The organism is Lysinibacillus sp. FJAT-14222, from assembly GCF_001278875.1.
Lineage (GTDB): Bacteria > Bacillota > Bacilli > Bacillales_A > Planococcaceae > Lysinibacillus > Lysinibacillus agricola.
In genome coordinates this window covers 1-20,906 of record NZ_LIYL01000042.1, presented here as the reverse complement: position 1 = coordinate 20,906, position 20,906 = coordinate 1, and the positions used below count along the sequence as shown (strand labels likewise).

The 20,906-nt window shown below is 35.3% G+C and carries 18 protein-coding genes and 1 pseudogene; 4 read left to right on the top strand and 15 right to left on the bottom strand.

Translation table 11 applies throughout. The annotated features are described in order from the left end of the window. Positions 1-58 precede the first annotated feature (58 nt). The gene (locus AN161_RS16985; protein WP_053595533.1) at positions 59-2,086 is read right to left on the bottom strand and encodes a diguanylate cyclase; all 2,028 of its coding nucleotides are present in this window, start codon (positions 2,084-2,086) and stop codon (positions 59-61) included. A 551-nt stretch (positions 2,087-2,637) separates the two neighbouring features. Here AN161_RS16985 and AN161_RS16980 point away from each other — a divergent pair. After that, a complete protein-coding gene (locus tag AN161_RS16980; RefSeq protein WP_053595532.1) occupies positions 2,638-3,186 on the top strand; it encodes a GNAT family N-acetyltransferase in 549 nt (182 codons plus the stop codon). A gap of 181 nt (positions 3,187-3,367) precedes the next feature. Here the strand turns inward: AN161_RS16980 and AN161_RS16975 are convergent, their stop codons facing one another. After that, complete coding sequence (locus tag AN161_RS16975; RefSeq protein WP_053595531.1) at positions 3,368-4,444, bottom strand: undecaprenyldiphospho-muramoylpentapeptide beta-N-acetylglucosaminyltransferase; 1,077 nt, start codon at positions 4,442-4,444, stop codon at positions 3,368-3,370. A gap of 171 nt (positions 4,445-4,615) precedes the next feature. On the opposite strand from AN161_RS16975, the gene AN161_RS16970 reads away from it, so the two are divergent. The 3 genes from AN161_RS16970 to AN161_RS16960 all read left to right on the top strand — a co-directional run bounded on the left by AN161_RS16970 (position 4,616) and on the right by AN161_RS16960 (position 8,054). Next, entirely contained in the window at positions 4,616-5,986 is a 1,371-nt protein-coding gene (locus tag AN161_RS16970) for an MATE family efflux transporter (protein WP_053595530.1), read from the top strand. 194 nt (positions 5,987-6,180) lie between these two features. Next, on the top strand, positions 6,181-6,771 hold the full coding sequence (locus AN161_RS16965; protein WP_053595529.1) for a transcriptional regulator: 591 nt from the start codon (positions 6,181-6,183) through the stop codon (positions 6,769-6,771). A 32-nt stretch (positions 6,772-6,803) separates the two neighbouring features. Beyond that, positions 6,804-8,054 carry an MFS transporter gene (locus AN161_RS16960; RefSeq protein WP_053595528.1) on the top strand — a complete coding sequence of 417 codons (1,251 nt, stop codon included), beginning with the start codon at positions 6,804-6,806 and terminating at the stop codon, positions 8,052-8,054. A gap of 509 nt (positions 8,055-8,563) precedes the next feature. Here the strand turns inward: AN161_RS16960 and AN161_RS16955 are convergent. The 13 genes and pseudogenes from AN161_RS16955 to AN161_RS31260 all read right to left on the bottom strand — a co-directional run. Next, positions 8,564-9,283, bottom strand: coding sequence for a CAP domain-containing protein (locus tag AN161_RS16955; protein ID WP_053595527.1), 720 nt, complete (start codon positions 9,281-9,283; stop codon positions 8,564-8,566). Between the two features lie 392 nt (positions 9,284-9,675). Then, positions 9,676-10,578, bottom strand: a complete 903-nt coding sequence (locus AN161_RS16950; protein WP_053595526.1) for a CobW family GTP-binding protein — start codon at positions 10,576-10,578, stop codon at positions 9,676-9,678. A gap of 82 nt (positions 10,579-10,660) precedes the next feature. Beyond that, a complete protein-coding gene (locus AN161_RS16945; protein WP_053595525.1) occupies positions 10,661-12,163 on the bottom strand; it encodes a S41 family peptidase in 1,503 nt (500 codons plus the stop codon). A gap of 371 nt (positions 12,164-12,534) precedes the next feature. Next, on the bottom strand, positions 12,535-13,269 hold the full coding sequence (locus AN161_RS16940; protein WP_053595524.1) for an N-acetylmuramoyl-L-alanine amidase: 735 nt from the start codon (positions 13,267-13,269) through the stop codon (positions 12,535-12,537). Positions 13,270-13,471: 202 nt separating this feature from the next. Further along, positions 13,472-14,248, bottom strand: coding sequence for a GNAT family N-acetyltransferase (locus AN161_RS16935; protein ID WP_053595523.1), 777 nt, complete (start codon positions 14,246-14,248; stop codon positions 13,472-13,474). A 373-nt stretch (positions 14,249-14,621) separates the two neighbouring features. Beyond that, entirely contained in the window at positions 14,622-15,362 is a 741-nt protein-coding gene (locus AN161_RS16930; RefSeq protein ID WP_053595522.1) for a polysaccharide deacetylase family protein, read from the bottom strand. A gap of 194 nt (positions 15,363-15,556) precedes the next feature. Next, positions 15,557-15,961 (bottom strand): DinB family protein, encoded by a 405-nt coding sequence (locus AN161_RS16925; RefSeq protein WP_347230951.1) that lies wholly within the window; start codon positions 15,959-15,961, stop codon positions 15,557-15,559. A 141-nt stretch (positions 15,962-16,102) separates the two neighbouring features. Then, positions 16,103-16,579, bottom strand: a complete 477-nt coding sequence (locus tag AN161_RS16920) for a hydroxymyristoyl-ACP dehydratase (protein WP_241774592.1) — start codon at positions 16,577-16,579, stop codon at positions 16,103-16,105. A gap of 212 nt (positions 16,580-16,791) precedes the next feature. Continuing rightward, positions 16,792-17,718, bottom strand: a complete 927-nt coding sequence (locus tag AN161_RS16915) for a D-alanyl-D-alanine carboxypeptidase (protein ID WP_053595520.1) — start codon at positions 17,716-17,718, stop codon at positions 16,792-16,794. 88 nt (positions 17,719-17,806) lie between these two features. Further along, entirely contained in the window at positions 17,807-18,898 is a 1,092-nt protein-coding gene (gene vanS / locus AN161_RS16910) for a vancomycin resistance histidine kinase VanS (protein ID WP_198926903.1), read from the bottom strand. A gap of 25 nt (positions 18,899-18,923) precedes the next feature. Continuing rightward, complete coding sequence (vanR, locus tag AN161_RS16905; RefSeq protein ID WP_053595518.1) at positions 18,924-19,619, bottom strand: VanR-ABDEGLN family response regulator transcription factor; 696 nt, start codon at positions 19,617-19,619, stop codon at positions 18,924-18,926. A gap of 236 nt (positions 19,620-19,855) precedes the next feature. Next, a pseudogene (locus AN161_RS16900) lies at positions 19,856-20,616 on the bottom strand (glycosyltransferase). Positions 20,617-20,830: 214 nt separating this feature from the next. Further along, the coding region (locus AN161_RS31260; RefSeq protein ID WP_347230952.1) for an IS3 family transposase at positions 20,831-20,906 on the bottom strand (76 nt) is incomplete at its 5' end.

Sequence of the window (20,906 nt, the reverse complement as noted above, 5' to 3'; positions counted from 1 at the left end):
CATAACATCAAACAAAAAGTCTGTACCACAAGCAATTACTTGTTTGTACAGACTTCTTTTAATGTGCATCAGCGATATAAAGATTATTTTTTCCGATTTCCTTCGCTTTATATAAGGCTTGATCTGCTAATTCCAGCAAAACATTTAATGTTTTACCGTGATCCGGATAATATGCGATACCAATAGAGGCTGTTGGCGCAAAGTGATGACTTTCGATGGTCCAACCTATTTTAAGTTCATTACGGATGCGATTAATAATATGCATAATTTGTTTATGTCTTTTTTCATCATCCCGAGTTAAACCCGTTAACACGACAATAAATTCATCGCCACCCATGCGAATAACTAAATCATGGCTACGCACAGCATTAATTAAAACCTGGCCAAACTTCCGGATAAAATCATCCCCCGTGTCATGGCCGTAACGATCATTAACAACCTTAAAGTCATCCCCATCGATAAAGAACATCGCTAAACACGCATTATGTCCTTGTGCTTCTGCCAGTAATTTTGGGAACTCCTTCTGTAAATAACGACGATTTGGTAGTTGTGTTAACGTATCGTGATAGGCTAAATATAATAGATCATTCTCTCGCTCCTTACGATGGGTAATTTCACGGGACACCATCATAATTTGCGAAACTTTTTCGCGCTCAGGATCATGAACAACTGTTGCGTTTCCTTCAGTCCAAACAGGCGTACCATCCTTTGCCTTTAGCAGTAGCTCAAACTGCGTATCCGTTTGACCTGAATAATTATTTAGAAACGTTTGCCATGCCTTCTTACTTTCGTCATCGACAATGTTACTGTAAAACTGACCTTGTAATTCTACATTTTCGTAGCCTAAGAAAATTTCATAGGATGGTGAGGCGTAAATAATGATGCCGTCTTCATTTGTTATGACAATCAAATCGTTTGTATTTTCGGTAATGAGACGGAATGTGCGTTCAATATTTTTTAATTCCGTGAACATTTTTTTCTTGTCCGTAATATCATAGTTAATGGATAAAAATTTTTCTATCTTGCCAAATTCATTTTTTAATGGAACTATAGCTGCTTCTACCCAAAAATCCGCATGAAATTTTGTACGGTAGCATAGCTCCCCTCGCCAAATATTTCCCGCTACAAGTGTTTCATAAATGGCTTGTAATAAGTCCTCCGTATGGTAACGAGGCTCGATTAATTTATAAGATTGACCAATTAACTCTTCTGCCGTGAAGCCAGACGCATTCAAAAATAAATCATTCACTTCTAGGATTTTCCCATTAATATCCAAAATAGTGATAGACGTTGCAGAACTTAGAGCAGCCTTAAAAACCTCAAAACCATGAGATTTTGAGCGTAACTCCGCTTTTTGTTCAATGAATTGCGTGAAATCCTGCATGATAAGGAAAATAGCAAAAGAGTTATCCCCCTGCATAACAGGAGAGAGAGAAAGTAAATACATGCGCTCTTTTTTATCCAGTGTATGAAGCTTAATAAGTTTTTCCCCAATATTTTCGCCCATAGCCGCTCTTTGTAAATAATTTTGTATGTTTTCTACCTCATCTTTAGGAACAATTGGTAGGTCAATGAATAATTGGTGTTTTACCGCTTCATTTTCTAAATCAAAGTCCTCCATAAAGCTGGAATTCACATCGTAAATAGACCCTTCTGCTGATAAGATGACTGTTGAAAAAAAGGCATGATCAAACATTGAACGCATAAATAAAAACTTATCTTCAATGCTGCGATCATAGCGAATCTCTTTTGTTATGGCTAAAATATAGTCTTCATTTTTATATTTAAGCGGACGAACAGATGTCTCATATTTACGAACTTCAGATTTAATATAAGCATAATCCACAAAATCAATTTGACTATGCTTCGCAATTGCTTGATGGTAATTTTCTTTAATTATAGGGAAATTGCGACTTGAGGTAACGGTAGAAAGCATTTTCCCAATGACCTCAGGTGAAAACAAAGCTCGAGCTGCTTGGTTTAAGCTTATATATTGATAATCGTCTCCCTCTTTTTTCATTAGAAAGACAAAATCTTTGCCAATAAACAATTCATTAAATAAATCTTCGCTTAAAAGATATTCCATGCTGTCACCCCATAAGTCGGTAATATTAATATAGAATTTTTATATATTATTTGTTTATACAAAAAAATCAATACTACTATTATAACATAATTTAAAAGAATCACCTTTCTCGATTAAGAAAAATTATATCCTTTTTAGGGTATTTTTTGATATTTTACCTCTTTCGAAGAAATAACATAATCCTAAAGAAACACTTATTAAATATTTTCAGCAATAAAATTGTTATTTTAGACTCAATGCATCGTAAATAACAATTAAACATAATTTAATTATCTCTATAATTATACATTTTTCAGAATTATCCGATCGATAAAAATATTTTTTGTTTTAGCGAGTAAAATGATTGCATAAAGCAGAATGATTGTTATATTATATTAAAAAAACTAGCCATTTTTCGGTATGGTCGAAAAATCAGTAAGACAGCGGGAGATTATGGATTTCATAGTTATAACGTCTAGTTCTTTGGGTTTTAATTCCAGTACGAATTTTAGTTTTCTTCTTTATGTTTTAAAGGAATTGTTTTAACTACCCTTGTAAAGGAGGCGTTTCGTATGCTTAAACATCGAGACCTACATGAATGTACAGAGCTTTATGAGCTATTATCACACCCTTCTGTTTCCCCATTTGTCCGTCAAAAAGCCACATCAGCTGATGAATATTGGTTTATGACAAAACAACTGATTGAAGAAGAAGCGGAGGGACTCGCTATTTCAAGGACAATTACTGATGATTGGGGTCAGCCCATCGGCACCATTAGCATTCATGATGTCGAGGATGGTGCAGGTTTTTTAGGAACGTGGATTGGACTCCCTTATCAAGGTCAAGGCTATAACCAAAAGGCAAAAACACTTTTTTTGAATGAACTTTTTTTTGACTATAACTTCCATACGGTATTTCTCCGTATTCGTGTTGAAAATATAAAATCACAGCGTGCAGCCTTAAAGCTACCCTATGTCATGAGCGCGAATGACAGTCATCCGACATTATTAGCACAGGTAAACAGCGGCGAGGCACAATTTAATTTATATAAAATTCAAAAAGACTTGTTCTACCTTACAACTGCCAATCAAATGCAAGAAGGCGAAGAACAAGCGATGTAAACTACATGTTATTTTTATAAAAATAAGCTATGTGCTCCGTCATGATGACAGGCACATAGCTTTTGTTTTCTGGCTTTGCTTCATATCAATGTGTAATTGGGATGTTAGAGTAGGCAACGACTTCAACGTGACGCTCGCTACTGTTCTGTAGCTATTGTCTGGAGCATGTCGAGTAAAGTGCCTACTTTTTATAGTGTAAAATCAATTTCGCCATTTCATCTGGCGTTTTCGGTCTTTGTGTTTTCTCCATGGTTGCTACCATTTCTTCTTTGCGCTCAGTTAACACATAAACCGATTTCTTAAAGGATTCTTTTGTTAACTCTTCCTCTTGTAATACTTCTGCGTAGCCTTGTCTTTTAAATAACTTGGCATTTAAAATTTGGTCACCACGACTTTTTTGTGCGGATAATGGCACTAACAACATCGGCTTGTGAAGTGCTAAAAATTCAAAAATCGAATTGGAGCCTGCACGTGAGACGATAAAATCTGCCGCATGTAATAAATCCGGTAATTCTGTAGTCACATATTCAAATTGCTTGTAACCAGGCATAGACTCAAATGTTTTGTCATAATTCCCTTTACCGCACAAATGAATAATCTGAAACTGTTTGACAAGCTCTGGTAAATTTTGACGAAGCGCATCATTCAATACAACCGAACCTAGACTCCCTCCCATAACAAGAAGGACAGGCTTTAATGTTGTAAAGCCACATTGTGATAATCCTTTCGCTCGATCTCCCATAAATAACTCTTGGCGAATAATGGAGCCTGTGCATGTGGCCTTTTCTTTCGGTAAGTGCTGCAATGTTTCCTCAAAAATCGTAAAGATATGTGATGCAAATGGTAGCGCAATTTTATTGGCCAAGCCAGGTGTAACATCTGATTCATGGATGACCACTGGAACGCCAGCAAGTTTCGCAGCCATGACAACGGGTACAGAAACAAAGCCACCCTTTGAAAAAATGACTTGTGGCTTCACTTTCTTAATAATACGAAAAGCCTGCATAATTCCTGCAAGCACTTTAAATGGATCTGTAAAATTTTTCATTGAGAAATAACGACGCAATTTTCCACTTGAAATACCGTAAAACGGAACACTAGGGAATGCCTCGCCTATTAATTCTTTTTCAATGCCCTGCTCTGAGCCAATATAGTGGACATCATAACCTAGTTCTTGTAAAGACGGGAGTATCGCTTGATTGAGCGATACATGACCAGCTGTCCCTCCACCGGTTAAAATGATTGTTTGTTGTTTCACGTAAATTCTCCTATTCCTTAAAAGCCATTGTAGCCATACTACTTTTTATTTACAGTCTCTTATTTTACTATATGCGAACGAAAAGATATAGATGAAGCTTTTAATTTTTCAGCTTTCACCTATTTAATATGCTATACTAATTAATCATGTTAATGAAGGAAGTTAAACAATATGTATCAAACAACTACGTTAAAAGAAAAATACGCATTAATATTAAAAATAATCGTACCCATTTTAGTCACACAAGTAGCTTTTTATCTTATTTCTTTCTTCGATATTTTAATGTCGAGTCGCTACGGCACCGCTGACTTAGCTGGAGTATCAATTGGCTCTTCCATTTGGATGCCTGTTTATATAGGACTATCTGGAATTTTACTTGCGATCACACCTATTGTCTCACAGCTTGTTGGAGCCAAAAAAGAGTCGGCAGCAAAGAAGGCTGTTCAGCAAGGTCTTTATGTAGCCATCGTACTAGTGGTTGTTATTTTTATTGTGTTACTAGTCGGTATTGATTGGATTCTAGGTAATATGAATTTAGAAGCCTCTGTACATAATATTGCTAAATCCTATATTCATGCAATGTGTGCTGGTCTTTTACCGCTTTTTTTATTTTTTGTCATGCGCTGTTTTATCGATGCGCTCGGACAAACACGCGTCACAATGATTATTACATTGCTGACAACGCCGATTAATATTGTGTTAAATTACATATTTATTTTCGGGAAATTTGGAGCGCCAGAGCTTGGTGGAATCGGTGCTGGCGTTGCAACGGCAATTACCTACTGGCTAGTTTTCTTTATCACCGTTTGGATTATTGCAAAACGCGTGCCCTTTGAACGCTTCCGCATATTCCATGACTGGCCAAAATTAGAATGGCTTCGTTGGAAGGAAATTTTAATCATTGGTGTGCCTATTGGGATATCCTTATTTGCAGAAACGAGTATTTTTTCCGCTGTCACCATGATGATGAGTAGCTTTAGTACAGAAATCATCGCGGCTCATCAAATAGCTTTAAATTTCACCTCCTTACTATATATGGTTCCACTAAGTATTTCGATGGGCATTACGATATTAGTAGGTTTTGAAATAGGTGCAGGTCGTATGCATGATGCTAAACTCTATAGTTATTTATGTGTTGGTACTGCGATTTTATTTAGCTTTATATCAGCTTGTATCCTATTTATCCTTCGTGAACCTGTTGCAAATATGTATACAACTGATGGAAAAGTGCTAGAATATGCCGTACAATTTTTAGTATTCGCAGCCATTTTCCAACTATCCGATGCTATTCAAGCGCCAGTCCAAGGGGCTTTGAGAGGCTATAAGGATGTTACAGTGACCTTCATCATGGCCATCATTTCGTATTGGATTATTGGTTTGCCTGTCGGTTATGCACTTGCAACTTATACAGACTTCGGGCCGTTTGGCTATTGGATTGGATTAGTGGCAGGTCTGACTACAGGTGCGATTACTTTATTAATACGGTTATTACTTGTTCAAAAAAGATTTTCAAGTACGTCCAAAGCAAAACTGGCAAACTAGACATATTTCTAGTTTGCTTTTTTGCTTTAGAAATTCATCAACATCCCCAATTTTCTGCAACCTCTTTCCCCAACATCTAAGCCCATCCCTAAACTCCGAAAAAGTAAAATTATCACAAAAATGATTTACAGGTGTTTTTTTACAGCTTATAATACAGTTAAGATTTATTAACCGGTTAAAAAGGTGGTTATCGTATGAAGCAAAAATCTATTTCAATTATTGAAACTTATGAACAATTAAAAGCTATAAGTGATCCACTTAGAACAAAGATGCTAATGTATTTAGTCGAAGAGCCCTATACAGTACACATGCTAGCTAATGAACTTAACCTATCCAGAGCCAAGATTCTATATCATATACGAGAATTGGAGAAATACGGAATCATTAAGCTAGTAAGAACTGAAGAACGAGGAGGCAATTTATTAAAGTATTATCAAGCTATAGCAAGAGGGTTTATCCCTGCAGATCATTTGCTTAATTATGTTGAATCTAAAGAAGCTACTAGACAATCATTCTTAGAGGTATTAAGTCGTGCTAAAACGCGAGTGTTAGCCGCACCTGATGAAACATTCAATTTACATTCTTCAAATGTAGAGGAATGGAACAATCTTTCACTCCAAACAGAATTTACGGTTAGCCAAAAAAAATTTCTGGAATTCACTCAAAAATATAGAACTCTTCTAGAAGAATTAACTAGCGATTACACTGAAGAAGAAAAGCAACATTATTATGTAATGACGACTGCGTTTCAAATTGAAGAGCCTATTTTTACGAAAAAGAATTAATGTGGAGTCATTTTTGTCATGGAGGGATTGGATTGAGTAATCAGGAAGTACCTTGGTCACCCACAGAGGAAAAAGATTCTTCATCTCTATTAAAAAATCGTGCTTTTGTATTTTTATGGCTATCAAGTACAACCTCTTTTGTAGCTTTATCAACCTATTTATTTGCTGAACAATGGTATATTATTACCGTGTTAAAAATGGAATCAGCATTAGGAATAGTTATGATGATGACGATGATTTTTCGCGTTCTCTTTATGACTGTTGGCGGAGTGTTGGCGGACCGGTTTAGAAGGTCACGAATCATGCTTATTTCAAGCTTTATCCGATGCGTTATAGTTGTTGTTATGATTCTCTTCCTTCAAATGAGCATACTTGAGATTTGGTCGCTTATTGGTTTTGCCATATTATTTGGAATTGTGGATGCCTTCTTTTCTCCAGCCAATACATCACTGCTACCATCGTTAGTTTCGAACGCTTCAATAACAAAAGCAAATTCGTTTATACAAAGCTCGAATCAAATTGCAATGTTTTCTGGACCCATGATAGGCGGATGGATTCTATCTAAAGGATCGTTTAGTCTTTTGTTTTCAATAATTGCGGCTTTCTTGTTCACGACCTTCCTATTTTCATTTTGTATTGGAGAGCAAAAAAGAAATGTTCCCCCAAATAATAATTCTACTAAAGACGAACTATTAGATGGGCTAAAGTATGTTTGGAATATGTCATTTCTAAAAAACATGCTCATCATTCTAATAATTATTAATTTTTTCTTTTTTGGTCCCCTTCAAATGGGAATTCCTCTTATTGTTACTAATGTAATTAATGGTGAAGCATTGCATTTAAGTTTTTTACAGAGTTCCTATCAGGGCGGAATGCTTGCAGGGGCGTTAACAGTAGGAATAGTTAATTTCAGAAAAAAAAGAGGGTTGTCCATCTTAATAATTATAAATGTACTTGGAATTTGTTTATCATTGCTCGGGTTCATTAATTTGCTTTGGCAGGGTATTTTTTTATTATCAATCATGGGGATACTTTCCTCTGTCATCAATGTATCACTTATTTCAATCATTCAAGAAAAGAGCCAGGAAGATAAAATAGGCAGAGTGATGAGTCTAGTCAACGCATTTTCGAACGGACTTGTCCCAGTCTCATATGCTTTTGTTTCTATGGCCCTTGTTATGAATTTAACTATATCCAATATAATGTTGTATTGCGGATGTCTAATTATGTGTATATCTTTGTTGTATATATTTAAGTCAAACGTTATTAAAGACGTTGATTAAAATATGGTCAAGAAAATTTTATGTATGTTGTGGAATTTTAAATAAGGGTAATTTCGGCTCCGAACTACTCGCTTTCCTATGAGTGAGCGTCGAGCCAATTCCTACGCCTTGCTTTAATCACTATAAATTAGTTGTAACATGCCAGAGGGTTCATGTTAAATGAAGTGGTTGATTGGGATGGAGACTCGGCGACTCCTCGGGGATCACAGCGTCACAGATGAGACCCTGGAGCGAACCATGCGAGTGAAGAGGCTCATCAGACGCCCCCAGGAATTTTTGCTCTGTGCGAAAGCGTAGCGACAGCAACAATATTTTATCTGCGCGAAAGCGAAGCGTCACGCCCAGTTGGAACGGAAACCCACCCCTCGTTTTGCTGAAGTCCCATACTTTATTTAATATGACACCTCACCTTAATTTCCTACTACATAGTATAAAAAAAAGATGTCCACTAAGCCTTTTACGACTTAGTGGACATCCTTTTATTCAATGAAGCTATTTAATTTATACTATTATTTTTGGATAAATTGTTGTGTCCAGTAGTTACCTGATTTCACATAGCCAACACCAATATGCGTAAATTTCTCATTTAAGATATTCGCACGGTGACCTGGTGAATTCATCCAACCTTGTACTACTTCTTGAGGTGTTCGTTGACCTTGTGCAATGTTTTCACCTGCACTCTTATAACTAATACCTAAAGCTTTCATACGATCAAATGGTGAACCGAATGTTGGGCTTGTATGTGAAAAATAGTTTTTAGATTGCATATCTTGTGATTTTTCACGTGCAGCTGCCATCAATTGATCATCTGTTTTAAATGGTGCTAAACCAGCTTTTGTACGTTCAGCATTTGTTAATTTTACTACCTCTTGTTCGAATGCATTCACATCTGAAGTAGTTGTTGATGGTGTAGATTGAGATGGTGCAGTTGCTGTATTATCTTTTTGAGTTGTTTGTGTATTATTATTATTTGTTGCTTGCGTATTGTTATTTGGTGTTTGATTATTTTCTGGTATTTGTGTTTCTTTTGATGGTGCTTGTGTTTGTGGTAAATTTACATGCCATTTATGATTTGACCATTTATCTGACCATTTATAATAATAAACATTATTACAGTCTGTTGTCTGCTTTACTGAATTCCCCTCTGAAGTATTAGATGCAGCGGAAGCCATTTGAATGGGAGCTGCTAATAGAAATGTTGCACAAATTGCAGTTAGTGTTTTTTTCATTTTTGCAATTCCTCCTTCTCTGCAACCAATCGTAAAGGACGAATTTATTAAATTTCTTACCAGCATCTGCTAACAACACCATCAGAGAAATCGATTCGCGTCAAATAGAGGTTTTTTTACAATATTTTTTAGCAAGTTTCGCCAGCCTATGAAATACTTACGTTTTAAATAGGGTTGACATCCCTAAAAAACTATTAAATATCTTTAATATTCAAATAGATTATCATAGCAATGAAATCTTAAAACATCTAAAGTCGCATCGTTCATTCTACTAATCCACATAAAAAAATCTGCCATGATTTCTACTAAAAGTAAGACGAAAAGAACAGAATTTTCGCCTTAATAGTAGAAATCGGCAGATTTAAAATGTCTATGACCAGCCTAGCAAATCTTTACTCAAGACCTATAACGTGTAAGCTACCTACATCCTCACCAATGATAACGAGTTTTGCAGGCATTTTTACGTACTCTGGAAGCCATTGGACCATGCCATAAGCATATTGAAATAACAGAGGGTTTTTTACACCTTCAATTGGCACGTAGCCTTTCATTCGATATACGGTTTCAGGTAATGTACGTACCCAATCCTCGAATTGCTCTTGCGTAAAATCAACGTCCTTAAATTCAACTAATCGCGAGCCCAGATGCATCGATGCTATAGGGGTTTTCACAATATTTTGTTTATCTACCTGTGCTGTTGCCTTTAAATCTTCTAATAAACGTAATGGTACTCGGCCATTTGTTGTTTGCAAAATAAAGGCATGAGGATTAAAGCCTTGTAGCTCATAGACAACTTGAGCTTGCTCTGCCTCCGTTAGCAAATCCGTTTTATTGGCCAGTAATAAATGTGCGTGACGGATTTGTTCCATAAATAAGGAGCGCACTTGCGGGGTTAATGCCTCACGATTCAGCCAAAGCTTTGAGTCAGCAACCGTGACAATTCCTTTGACATTTAACTTTTCCGCAAATAACGGTGAATAAACAGCATCTAATGCTTCAACAGGATGTGCAGCACCTGTTGTTTCAATAATTAGCACATCAAAATCACTATCTAATAGAAGAGATTGGATTTGCGCCTCTGTTTTTTCAGCGCCTGAACAGCAAATACAGCCCTCTAGCATCTCCTTTAGCGGTATATCCTTTTCCACAGCCTGTGAGTCAAATGGTAGCTTTCCAAGCTCATTCATAATGACAGCTGGCTTTAAATTCTTTTCCTTTAGTTGTCGAATAACATCTGTTAGCATGGATGTTTTTCCGCTACCTAAAAAGCCACTAAATAAGTATACGTCCTTCACAATCGTTGCCTCCCATGAAAAAAGCTGTCGCAAAAGGCCGTTAGAGACGCCTGCTGCGACAGCTACTTTGTTTGTTTGTAGTTTACTCAGTTTTTGCTGGCGTACCAGTAAGTAGTTCTTTTGCTTTTAACAATTGAGGATCTTCTGCTTTTATTTTTGCACGTAATGCATCCATTAAAGCATACGTTGTATCGCCAGTTAAAATACCAGTTTCTTCAAGATCACTTGCAGCTTGCAGTTTTTTCACTGCACGTTCTGTATATTGTTCAAAAATACCGTCTGCTTCACCAGGCTCGTATCCTAGAACTTCTAGCATTTCTTGAGCCGCTTTTACAGAGTTAGACTGCACGCCCGCTTTCATCTCCATAGATGGATCCAAGTATGGTAATGATGCATAAGAAGGGTATTCCACTTTCACATCAGGAGCAATGCCCTTTTCATTAATCCAGTTACCATTTGGCGTTAGCCATTTACCTGTTGTGAATTTAAGGTTAGAGCCATCTTTTAATGGTGCAACATTTTGCACTGTACCTTTACCGAAAGATGTTTCTCCAACAATTTTAGCACCGACAGATTCTTTTAATGCACCGGCTAATATTTCAGATGCAGAAGCACTGCCACTATCGACAAGAACTGTTACAGGTAAATTATATTTTTTACCAGCAATAGCATTTGTAATCTTCGGTTCTTCGTCTTTTTGTTGAACTTGTACAATCGGTTTGCCATCAGGAACGAATAAATTCGAAATTTCTATTGCAGCATCTAGGTAGCCACCAGGATTTTGGCGTAAATCTAATACGATACCTTTCATACCTTTACCTTCATAATCTGCAAGAATTTTTTCTAGCTCTTGAGCAGTTTGTTCGCTGAAAGAGGTAATTTGGATATGGGCAATATTGCCATCAAGCATTTCACCGTAGACCGTTTCAACCGGAATTTCATCACGAATAATCGTCATTTTAATAGGCTCAGTATTTTCGCCACGTTTCACGGTTAATTTCACAGGTGTACCTTTTTCACCACGAATTAGTGCTACCGCTTCAGAAGCACTGAATCCTTGAATGCTTTTCTCATCAACCGTTAATATAATATCTTTCGGAAGTAATCCAGCCTTTTCAGCAGGAGAATTTTTTATAGGTGACACAACTGTAATAAAGCCATTACGCTCTTGAATTTCCGCACCAATTCCTTGGAAGCTAGAAGACAATCCAGAATTAAATTGGTCTGCTTCTTCCTTCACCATAAAATCAGAATACGGATCATCTAATGCGTCGAACATGCCGTTAATAGCGCCATCGACCACTTTTGCATCATCGATATCTTTGTAATAGTTGTTTTTAAGTAAATCAAAGGCTTCGTATAATTTTGTAAACTCTGCACGTTCAATCGGTACTTTTACTTCAACTACTTTCTTTTCACCGAATGTTAACGCAAATATCGTTAAGCCTGCAGTAATGAGGATTGTAAAGAACATCAGCATAATAAATTTAAACGGTTTCATTCGTATAAATTGTCCTGCTGGTTTTACTTCAGCTACTGTTTGTTCTTGCTGCTGTTCTATACCATCTTTTTTCTGTTCATCCATCTTGATTGTCACCACTCTCATATACACTAACTTGTTGTCACACTACTACCATCTTAACAGGTTATAGAGAAGACGAAAAGAAAAAGACTGACAAAATTTCACGACAGATCTTGTCCTACAACACTCTTCATAAAATCTAGCATTTTAAAGCAACTTTTCACCTTAATCGCTATATTGTTAAGCCATTTTATTCTATGTAGGAGTTATTGCTTAGATTTCACTAGTGGTAAAGGTGCATCAGAAGCACTTTCTGAGGCACCTCTGTTATCTGCTAAGTTATAGGTATATAATGGTACTGCTTTTCTATTTTACCCGTTTCTTAGAAGCAGTCAACTAAAATACTCATGAAATTATAGAAATTCATTGTTCTCTTAGGCATCTTTAATATACGTAACTTGCGCCAATTTCGCATTTTTAATTTTAATTTCTGCATTTTTCGCTGCGTTAATCCCTGTAAAAGTTCCTGTTTTAATACGATAATTTTTGCCGTCTTGCTCAATGTGAACAAGCCAGCCAAATGTTGTTTTCATCACCTTTGTTGCACTTTCTGCCGCTTTAAGGGTACTATACGTCCCAGTTAAAATTCGATATTTTTTCGTATCTACTGGCGGGTTTTGTATATTTTTAGCATTTTTTACCATATTAATAAATTGCGTCCAAGGTACTTTGCCAGCACGAATATTACGGGGGCAATTTTTCCCACTAAAATAATTGTGTTGAACAATATTTTGTAACGCTATATTTTCGTCTTTAATAATTTTTGCGATAAGACTCGCAGCATTTTGCACAGCTTTTAAATAATTTCCATCGCTATTTACACAAATCTCCACTTGAATTCCTTGTTTATTACCGATATAAGTCCCTGCTCCCCAGCATTCCCAATAATGTTCAAATGATTGTACTGCTTCCTTATCATCCACTTGCCAATGCCAGCTAGCTTGCCTGCTATTACCATTTACCTGTAGACGAGCATGGGCATCAGCATCGGCTCCGATGTTTGTATTATCTGTTTCATGAACGACAATATATTTTTTTGCATTATTTTTACCATTTGTAATTTTGACTGCTTGTGAAGCTGTTACTAATTTTTGGCGGATTGTTACCAAAGGTTTTCCCTCCCTTCCTTTTGTTTTATTTAATCCGGATTATTGAAATTGTTTTGGAAAGAATCAAACTATCTTATCGCTCGTAGTTCAAAGATAGAAATGGATTCCATTCTATATTATGCACCTTTTTGTAACTTCTACTGTGTTTTTATAAGCATTAATAACCACACTATTTTCACCCAGAATTTACTAGTATTAGTATTTACATTAAGCTGTTTTTAGTAAGTTCTCTTAATTTTTTGACAACCGAATGGACTGTTAGCCTATGAAAAGTAATAAGCTGCCCCTTAAAGATGACAGAAAAAATACCGTACGGGGTTGGCGAAAATCCCATCAACTCTTCTCTATTTTTGAAATCAATAAGTTCAACGGGTATATTCAATTTATTTGCACCAGCCATAATGTTTTCAGTTGCAATTTCTACGTATGGACATTGAAATGAACGCAGAATAGTTAAGTCATTAAATTTTTTTAATCGCGCTTCCCAATCATTTGGAAAATATGGTTGTTCGGCTTCGTTGCTCAATGGATAGACAAGTAATTCAAAATCATATGGCGCCGTATCAATAAGTTGAAAATCGTTTTTCAAAAAAATCTCTTTACTCGGCGTCCAAGATGTTTTTGAATTCGTAATAACGACAACACCCTTTTTGCTTAGCTTTTTTGCATCTTCTAAACATTTATTGATTAATCGAGTACCGTAACCTTTTCCAACTTCACTTACCCACAAACAATGAATCACTAAATAACCATCAGCATGAACAACTCTTGAAGAATATTCTGCATCTGTATATTCAATAAACCCTGCTTGTTTTTTATTATCAAGAAGTTGCACATATTTCAAGCCTTCTTCAAATCTATTATTCAGCCATCTATTCTTATTTATATAGCCAGTTGATTTCTTCTTACTTCTAAGACAATAGCTCCCAACACCCTCTAAAAGTTCATTATTTAATTCAACCATTTCAACCTTAGACAATGGCAATCCCCCCCCTATTTATTATGGTAATTATACCTTTTCTGAATTATAAACATAACGTGTGGTTGACTTCCGTTCCGGCTGGGCGCTTTCCTGAGGCCGCTTCGCCCCAGGGTCTCATCTGTGACGCTATCCCAAGGAGTCGCCCATCCTCCACTCCAATCAACAAATATTCATGGCATATGTTCTAATAAAATAATCTTTCTGTATTTAATCCTTATTATGGATGAGTCATTCTTAGAAAATGAAAAATCAGGCTATTTACATTTTAGCCTGATTTCCACAAGAAAATAATTTAATTATTTTTAACAAATTTATTATTGAAAATTCTGAATTACAGCACATTTAGTTGTAGTTCAAGCATTACGGATACTTATTTCTTTTTGCCTTTTTTACTCTGCACGTCGAGTAATTCAGAAACCGTGACAAAACGATATCCTTGCTTTTCAAGTTCGGGTAATATTTTTTCCATTGCTTTGACAGTCTGCTGGCGATTTCCGCCTCCATCATGAAAAAGAACGATATTGCCTTCTTTAACACCTTTTAACACAGTTTCCACAATTCTATTCGCACCTGGACTTTTCCAGTCTAAAGTATCTAGATGCCATGACCACATAACAACTTTATATCCTTCTTTAGCAATCGCTTCAATCATTGCATCCGAATACTGCCCTTCAACAGGCCGGAATAAAGTAGGAGTAAAGCCGGTTATGTTATGAATGGTTTCATTCGTTTGCTTTATCTCATTAAGTAAGTTCGAGACATTCGTCCTTAAGGGATGAGTAAATGTATGATTGGCTAGCTCATGACCTTCCGTATACATTCTTGATATGACCTCGGGATTTTTTTGTGCATTTTGACCAACAATAAAGAAAGTTGCTTTTGCATTGTATTTGGCTAATAAATCTAAAATCTGAGATGTGTACTTGCGATGTGGCCCATCATCAAAGGTAAGAGCAATAATTTTTTCATCCGTATTGATTTCCCATACAATTTGTCCTGCTTCTTCATAAAACTTTCTTCCTTTATTTTCATATCTTTCTGCGTCGGCTTTTACATAAAAAAAGGAGATAGTTAAAAGGCAAATAGGTAATAAAAACAGGAATTTTTTCAAATTTCCACTTCCTCAAATAAAATATTTAGTACCTTATTATTTGAGGAATGATAAAAAAAATGCTCTTTTTTGATTTTTTGTTGCAGTGTATTCTTTGAAACTGAATAGAAGTAAATCATCCAAAAATTACATATCGTAGTTAAAGGTTGTCTAATTGATTTTGATTGCGATTGCGATTGCGATTCATGTTACTGCTATTGAGAAAACTGCTCAATTTTTATTAAAATTTGTTTTTTCAAATGATGTTCCGTATGTTCCAGGTAGTCTTGGATAAGCCATTGGAGAGTCATTATTTGATTATTTCCTACGTCACATTGAAGGGCTAGCCTTTCATTGGGGATATTTTTAATAACATTTATAATTTTTTTATTTAAGCTCACCCATAAATTTAATACTTCATCAATAGGTAACTCTTGATACCCTTGGATTTTTACCCACTGTACTTGATCATAAGAAGTTAGTACAAAAGGCTGCTTATCGTATTGTATTTTAATGAACCTTTCCAAATTATTAATGGCAGAGTCGCATAAGTGGCCTAATATCTCTTTTTTTGACCACTTTTGAGGCGCAGGTCGTTTTGATATCTCTGAATCAGACATTTGATGAAACTCCTCTGGAACCTTGCTTATCCAAAAATTTAGTCGATCAATAGTACTTTGCATATTTCCCACCTCTAGAAGTTGATATTTTGTTACTTTATGACAGATTAAGAACTGACAAAAAGGATGTGGCATATTCAGCTACTTCTTGTGAAAACTTAAATAATAGTCAATTAATTTAATGACTTCATATATTTTTTTATATTCTTTTTCTATTTTATAGGAAATACACAATACAGCTACAGTAAAACTCAAAACTGCTAGGGCAATTATTTGGACAAACGAGATCCCAAACATCAGCTTAGTATTAATGGCAGAAGCAATTATTACAATCAATGATAATATCACACCACTCAATGTAATATAAACTGGTTTAGATCTAATAATTTCATCTGCTTGCAATTTCAAAACATCTAATAAATATCGAATTTCTTTCAATTTATATTGTTGATCAAAAATAACAAAATAGGACATATAAACATCGTTTGCTATATTTTCATTCAGTATATTTTTATGAATTTTTTTCACTAATCGATCACAAAAATCTTTATCTAATGCTTTTTCAGGTATAAATAATTCCTCTTTATTTTCTAAAATATTTGTGCTGGGATGTTTCAAAATCCCCTCATCCTCTCATACTGGTTTACCTGATTTAATGACCGTATTATGAATAGAAAGTTTGTTTATAGTCAAAACAAAGTCATTTTTAATTCTTTCAGACAATATAAGTATATGAAGGAGCGGAAAGGTAGTATGTTATTTTCGACAAAATTTTATTGTAAGTAAGTATTTGTCTGAGAGCATACATAAAGACTTAATTAAGTACATCGTTAATAAAGTTGTTGATACACGGCTAATGCATCTGTAATATTGAACTGCTCTGTTCGTGGGTCACCCTTAGCACCTACTGTTACTAGAATATACTCCTCGCCTTTAATTGTCGCTAGACTTGCTAAGCATAAGCCTGCTTGCTCTGTGTAGCCAGTTTTGCCGCCAATTATTTCACCTCTCGTCTTTTCAATAGAATGCAAATTATTAAACATTCGACTCGTCACCGTTATTCCCTCTGGATGAAGATTCGTTGACTTTATTGAGTATCTTTCCGCCGTATAGATATCCCGAAAGGTGTTATTGGTTAAAGCATATTGTAAAAGTATCGAAATATCTTTCACACTCGTATAATGATCAGGATGATGGAGTCCTGTTGCATTCATAAAATGTGTGTTATTCATACCTAGCTGTTTAGCTTTTTCGTTCATTAACTTTACAAATTTACTCTCCGATCCAGCAATGTAATCGGCTAAACCAATAGAAGCATCCGCACCAGAAGGCAGCATTGCACCATAAAGTAAATCCTCTGCTGTTACCTCCTCATTAGGAAGAAAGCCTGCCATAGAAGCATTCTCTTCATACAAATCCTTAAATATACTTTTAGGAAGCAAAATCTTTTCCTGTAAATTCGGGATATTTTCAATTGCAACTAGAACCGTCATGATCTTCGTCAAAGAAGCAGGATAAATAACTTCATCGCTACCTTTGTCCAGTAAAATTTTATTGGTATCTAAGTTCACTAATATAGCATTTGAGCTGTGTAAATTCACATCAAGATTTTTATCACTTTTCTTTGGCATTTCCAGCTGGGGATTATCAAATATTTCTAGCTTTGAATGTTGAAATGGATATTCTTTTACAAACATGTACACCAGAAAACTAATAATCAGTAATATTAGGCTATAAAATCTTTTTCTTTTAAACATAAAAACAACTCCTTCTCTCTATGCCTCTATTGAAACATAAAAGAAGGAGCTCTTTTTTAATAATCTATTATAGAATTCTTAAGATTTCTTAAGAAAGTGTTGGAAGCATAACAGTGAAAACTGTTTTTTCATCATTACTTGAAGCTGATATCGTTCCTCCATGTGCATGAACTATTTCATTGGCAATTGCAAGACCAAGCCCCGCCCCACCTGATTGGGTCGATCTGGCAGAATCCAAACGATAGAACTTTTCAAAAATCGTCTTTAATTTTTGTGGTGGAATTGTTTTTCCCTTATTTGTAAAAGAAATAAATGTCTGATCATTTTGATGGTGTGCGCTAATATGAATTATACTGTTATCATCGCTATAGGCTATGGCATTTTTTAAAATATTATTAAATACCCTCGCTAATTTATTGGCATCCGCAAAAACCTTCATTTCTCCCTCGATATTCACAATTGCTTGCTGTCCTTTAGGGGCCAATAAGGGATAAAATTCATCTGCCAATTGCATTAACATATAATTTAAATTAATGGATTCTTTATCTAAAATAATGGACTGTAAGTTAAATCTACTGATTTCAAAAAATTCATTAATCAACTGTTCTAGCCTATATGATTTTTCTAGTGAAATCTTCACATACTTTTCTTTTTGGTCTACAGGCATGTCCTTTGCCTCATCCAACAGACTCAAGTAACCAATCATAGATGTCAGCGGTGTTTTAATATCATGGGCTAAGTAAACAACTAAATCACTTTTGCGCTGCTCAGCCTCCTGTGCATCCCTTGCCCGTTTTTCTAATTTATTTTTAACATCATTTAGTTTTTTCTCCATAAAATCTAACTCAGAAGGAAGAGTTATTTCCTGATTTGATTCCTCTGAAAGCATATTAACACCTATAGCAATTTGATTAAAATACTTCGTAAATCGAGAAAGTGCAAAATAAAAAATTACTAAAAGCAAAATAATTAAGCCTATCGATAACCAAAGGGACTTATTTTGTTGAAATAAAACTCCATAGGCTCTCTGTGCCGAATAATAGTCAAGCTGTAGCACGTTTTCACAAAATCGAATAAACCAATCAGCGAATGGGGCTTGTAAGACACCATCAATAAACACATAGCTTATGATATAGCCGACCAACAATGCTATTACTAAAATCAGCAAAATTTGAAGCATTATTGTCCTTTTTAATTTTCCAAAGTCATTTTTCAATGGTATATCCCACTCCCCAGACAGTTTTTATAAATTTAGGGTTCTCTGCGGAATCATACATCTTTTCCCGTAAATGCCTAATGTGAACCATTACCGTATTGTTACCGCTATAATATTTCTCCCCCCATACTTCTTGAAATACTTCTTCTGATGAAACGACACGCCCTCGATTTACACATAAAAACCACAATATAGAGAACTCTGTAGGTGTTAGAGACAGTTGTTTTTCATTTAACATACATCTCCGAGTATTTTGCTCTAAAATCAAACCCGAAAAATCAATAATCGGATCATTTTGTAATGTCTCCTGATGATTGTACTTTGTAAATCTGCGAATTTGAGCCTTAACCCTTGCAATAACCTCCAATGGGCGAAATGGCTTAGTTATGTAGTCATCAGCCCCAAGTGTAAGCCCCGTAATTTTATCTATTTCTTCTTCCTTCGCTGTTAACATAATCACCGGAAAATGATATTGTTCGCGAATTCTTCGGCAAATTTCGAAACCATCGATGTCAGGCATCATCACATCAAGAATAGCAAGATCCAATTTGATCGAATGTATGCACGCTAACGCTTCCTGAGCATCATAAAATTTATAAACATTAAAATTTTCATTTTTTAAATAAAGCTCAATTAAATCCGCAATTTCCTTTTCGTCATCAACTACAAGAATATTTATATCCATACTCATAACCACCTTTATTCAAATAGCTTCATCTTTATTAAAAACCTTGATTTAACAATATTTCCAGAGGTTCTACTAATGCATCCACCATCATATCATTCCACCAAACTACTGTCATGAAAAGTCTTATTAATTAAGAAAATCTAAAGAATTACACATAAAAAAAACCACTCGTTTTTTGCAACGAAGTGGTCTAAATGATTATCAAAGTGAAATACGAACCATTTGAGCTTTCATTATCTTGCTTGATCATCATAGTAGGCTTCATTAGCAGCCTCTTCATTGGTACCCTTTAAATAAGCTAAAATCATATCAGGTCGTTTCAGTAACATCCAGTCTCCATAATGATCAAATCGTCTGCACGAAGTAATCATTCCATTTTTTATCGTTCCGTATTTTTTACTGTTCTCTTGCCCCATTGTTTTAAACGCTTCGCAAAATCAGCATCTTCTGCCATCAGCATATTCTCGTTAAAACCTTTTATCGCCTGAAAGTCCTTTTTATAGCACCAAAAGATCCCTACCGAGATAAAACCATACTTGAACAGTAAGGGAACAATTAGCAGCATGGTAGAAACTATTATACCTAAGGACATTCTTTCAAAATTACCGTTCACGCCTCCTCCAATGACATGATTGGAAGCTAAATGCTTTTCAATCTCAGCTAGCATATGTTCTGTCATTCGAGTATCAGCATCAATTGTAATCAAAATCTCGCCTTTTGCTAACGCAGCTCCAGCATTTCTAATTTTGGATAAATTTTTATCGCTATTTTCCAATGTCACACAATTGTAGGACTGTGCAATTTCTTTCGTTTTATCCGCACAACGATTTAGCACAACTATCACTTCTACTTGATCTTTATAAGGTTGTGCAGACTTTGCAATTGACTCTAAACACCCACCAATATAATTTTCTTCGTTATGAGCAGGTATGATAATAGAAAATTTCACATCTTCACCAGGAACATCTTTTATAAATGGTGTGCTTTCCGACATATAAAATCTCCTCTCAATAATTAGCTCTCGTTATTCTAATTTAAGTATACGTTCAAATGTTTCACTCAATTTTTTATTTTTGGATTTTTATGTCTATTTTGCAACAAAATGAATTAACTCACACATTATCTATATGTTAACCTCTAAATTTCTGGACAAAAAAAGAGAGCTGATTAATGTGGTACCCAAGTCAAGGACAAACTAAAAAAAGAGATTAAGCAGCTAAGAGATGGTTTCTGTATTGTACAGGAGCCATCCTTTTTAGATTCCATTGATAACGATAATTATTG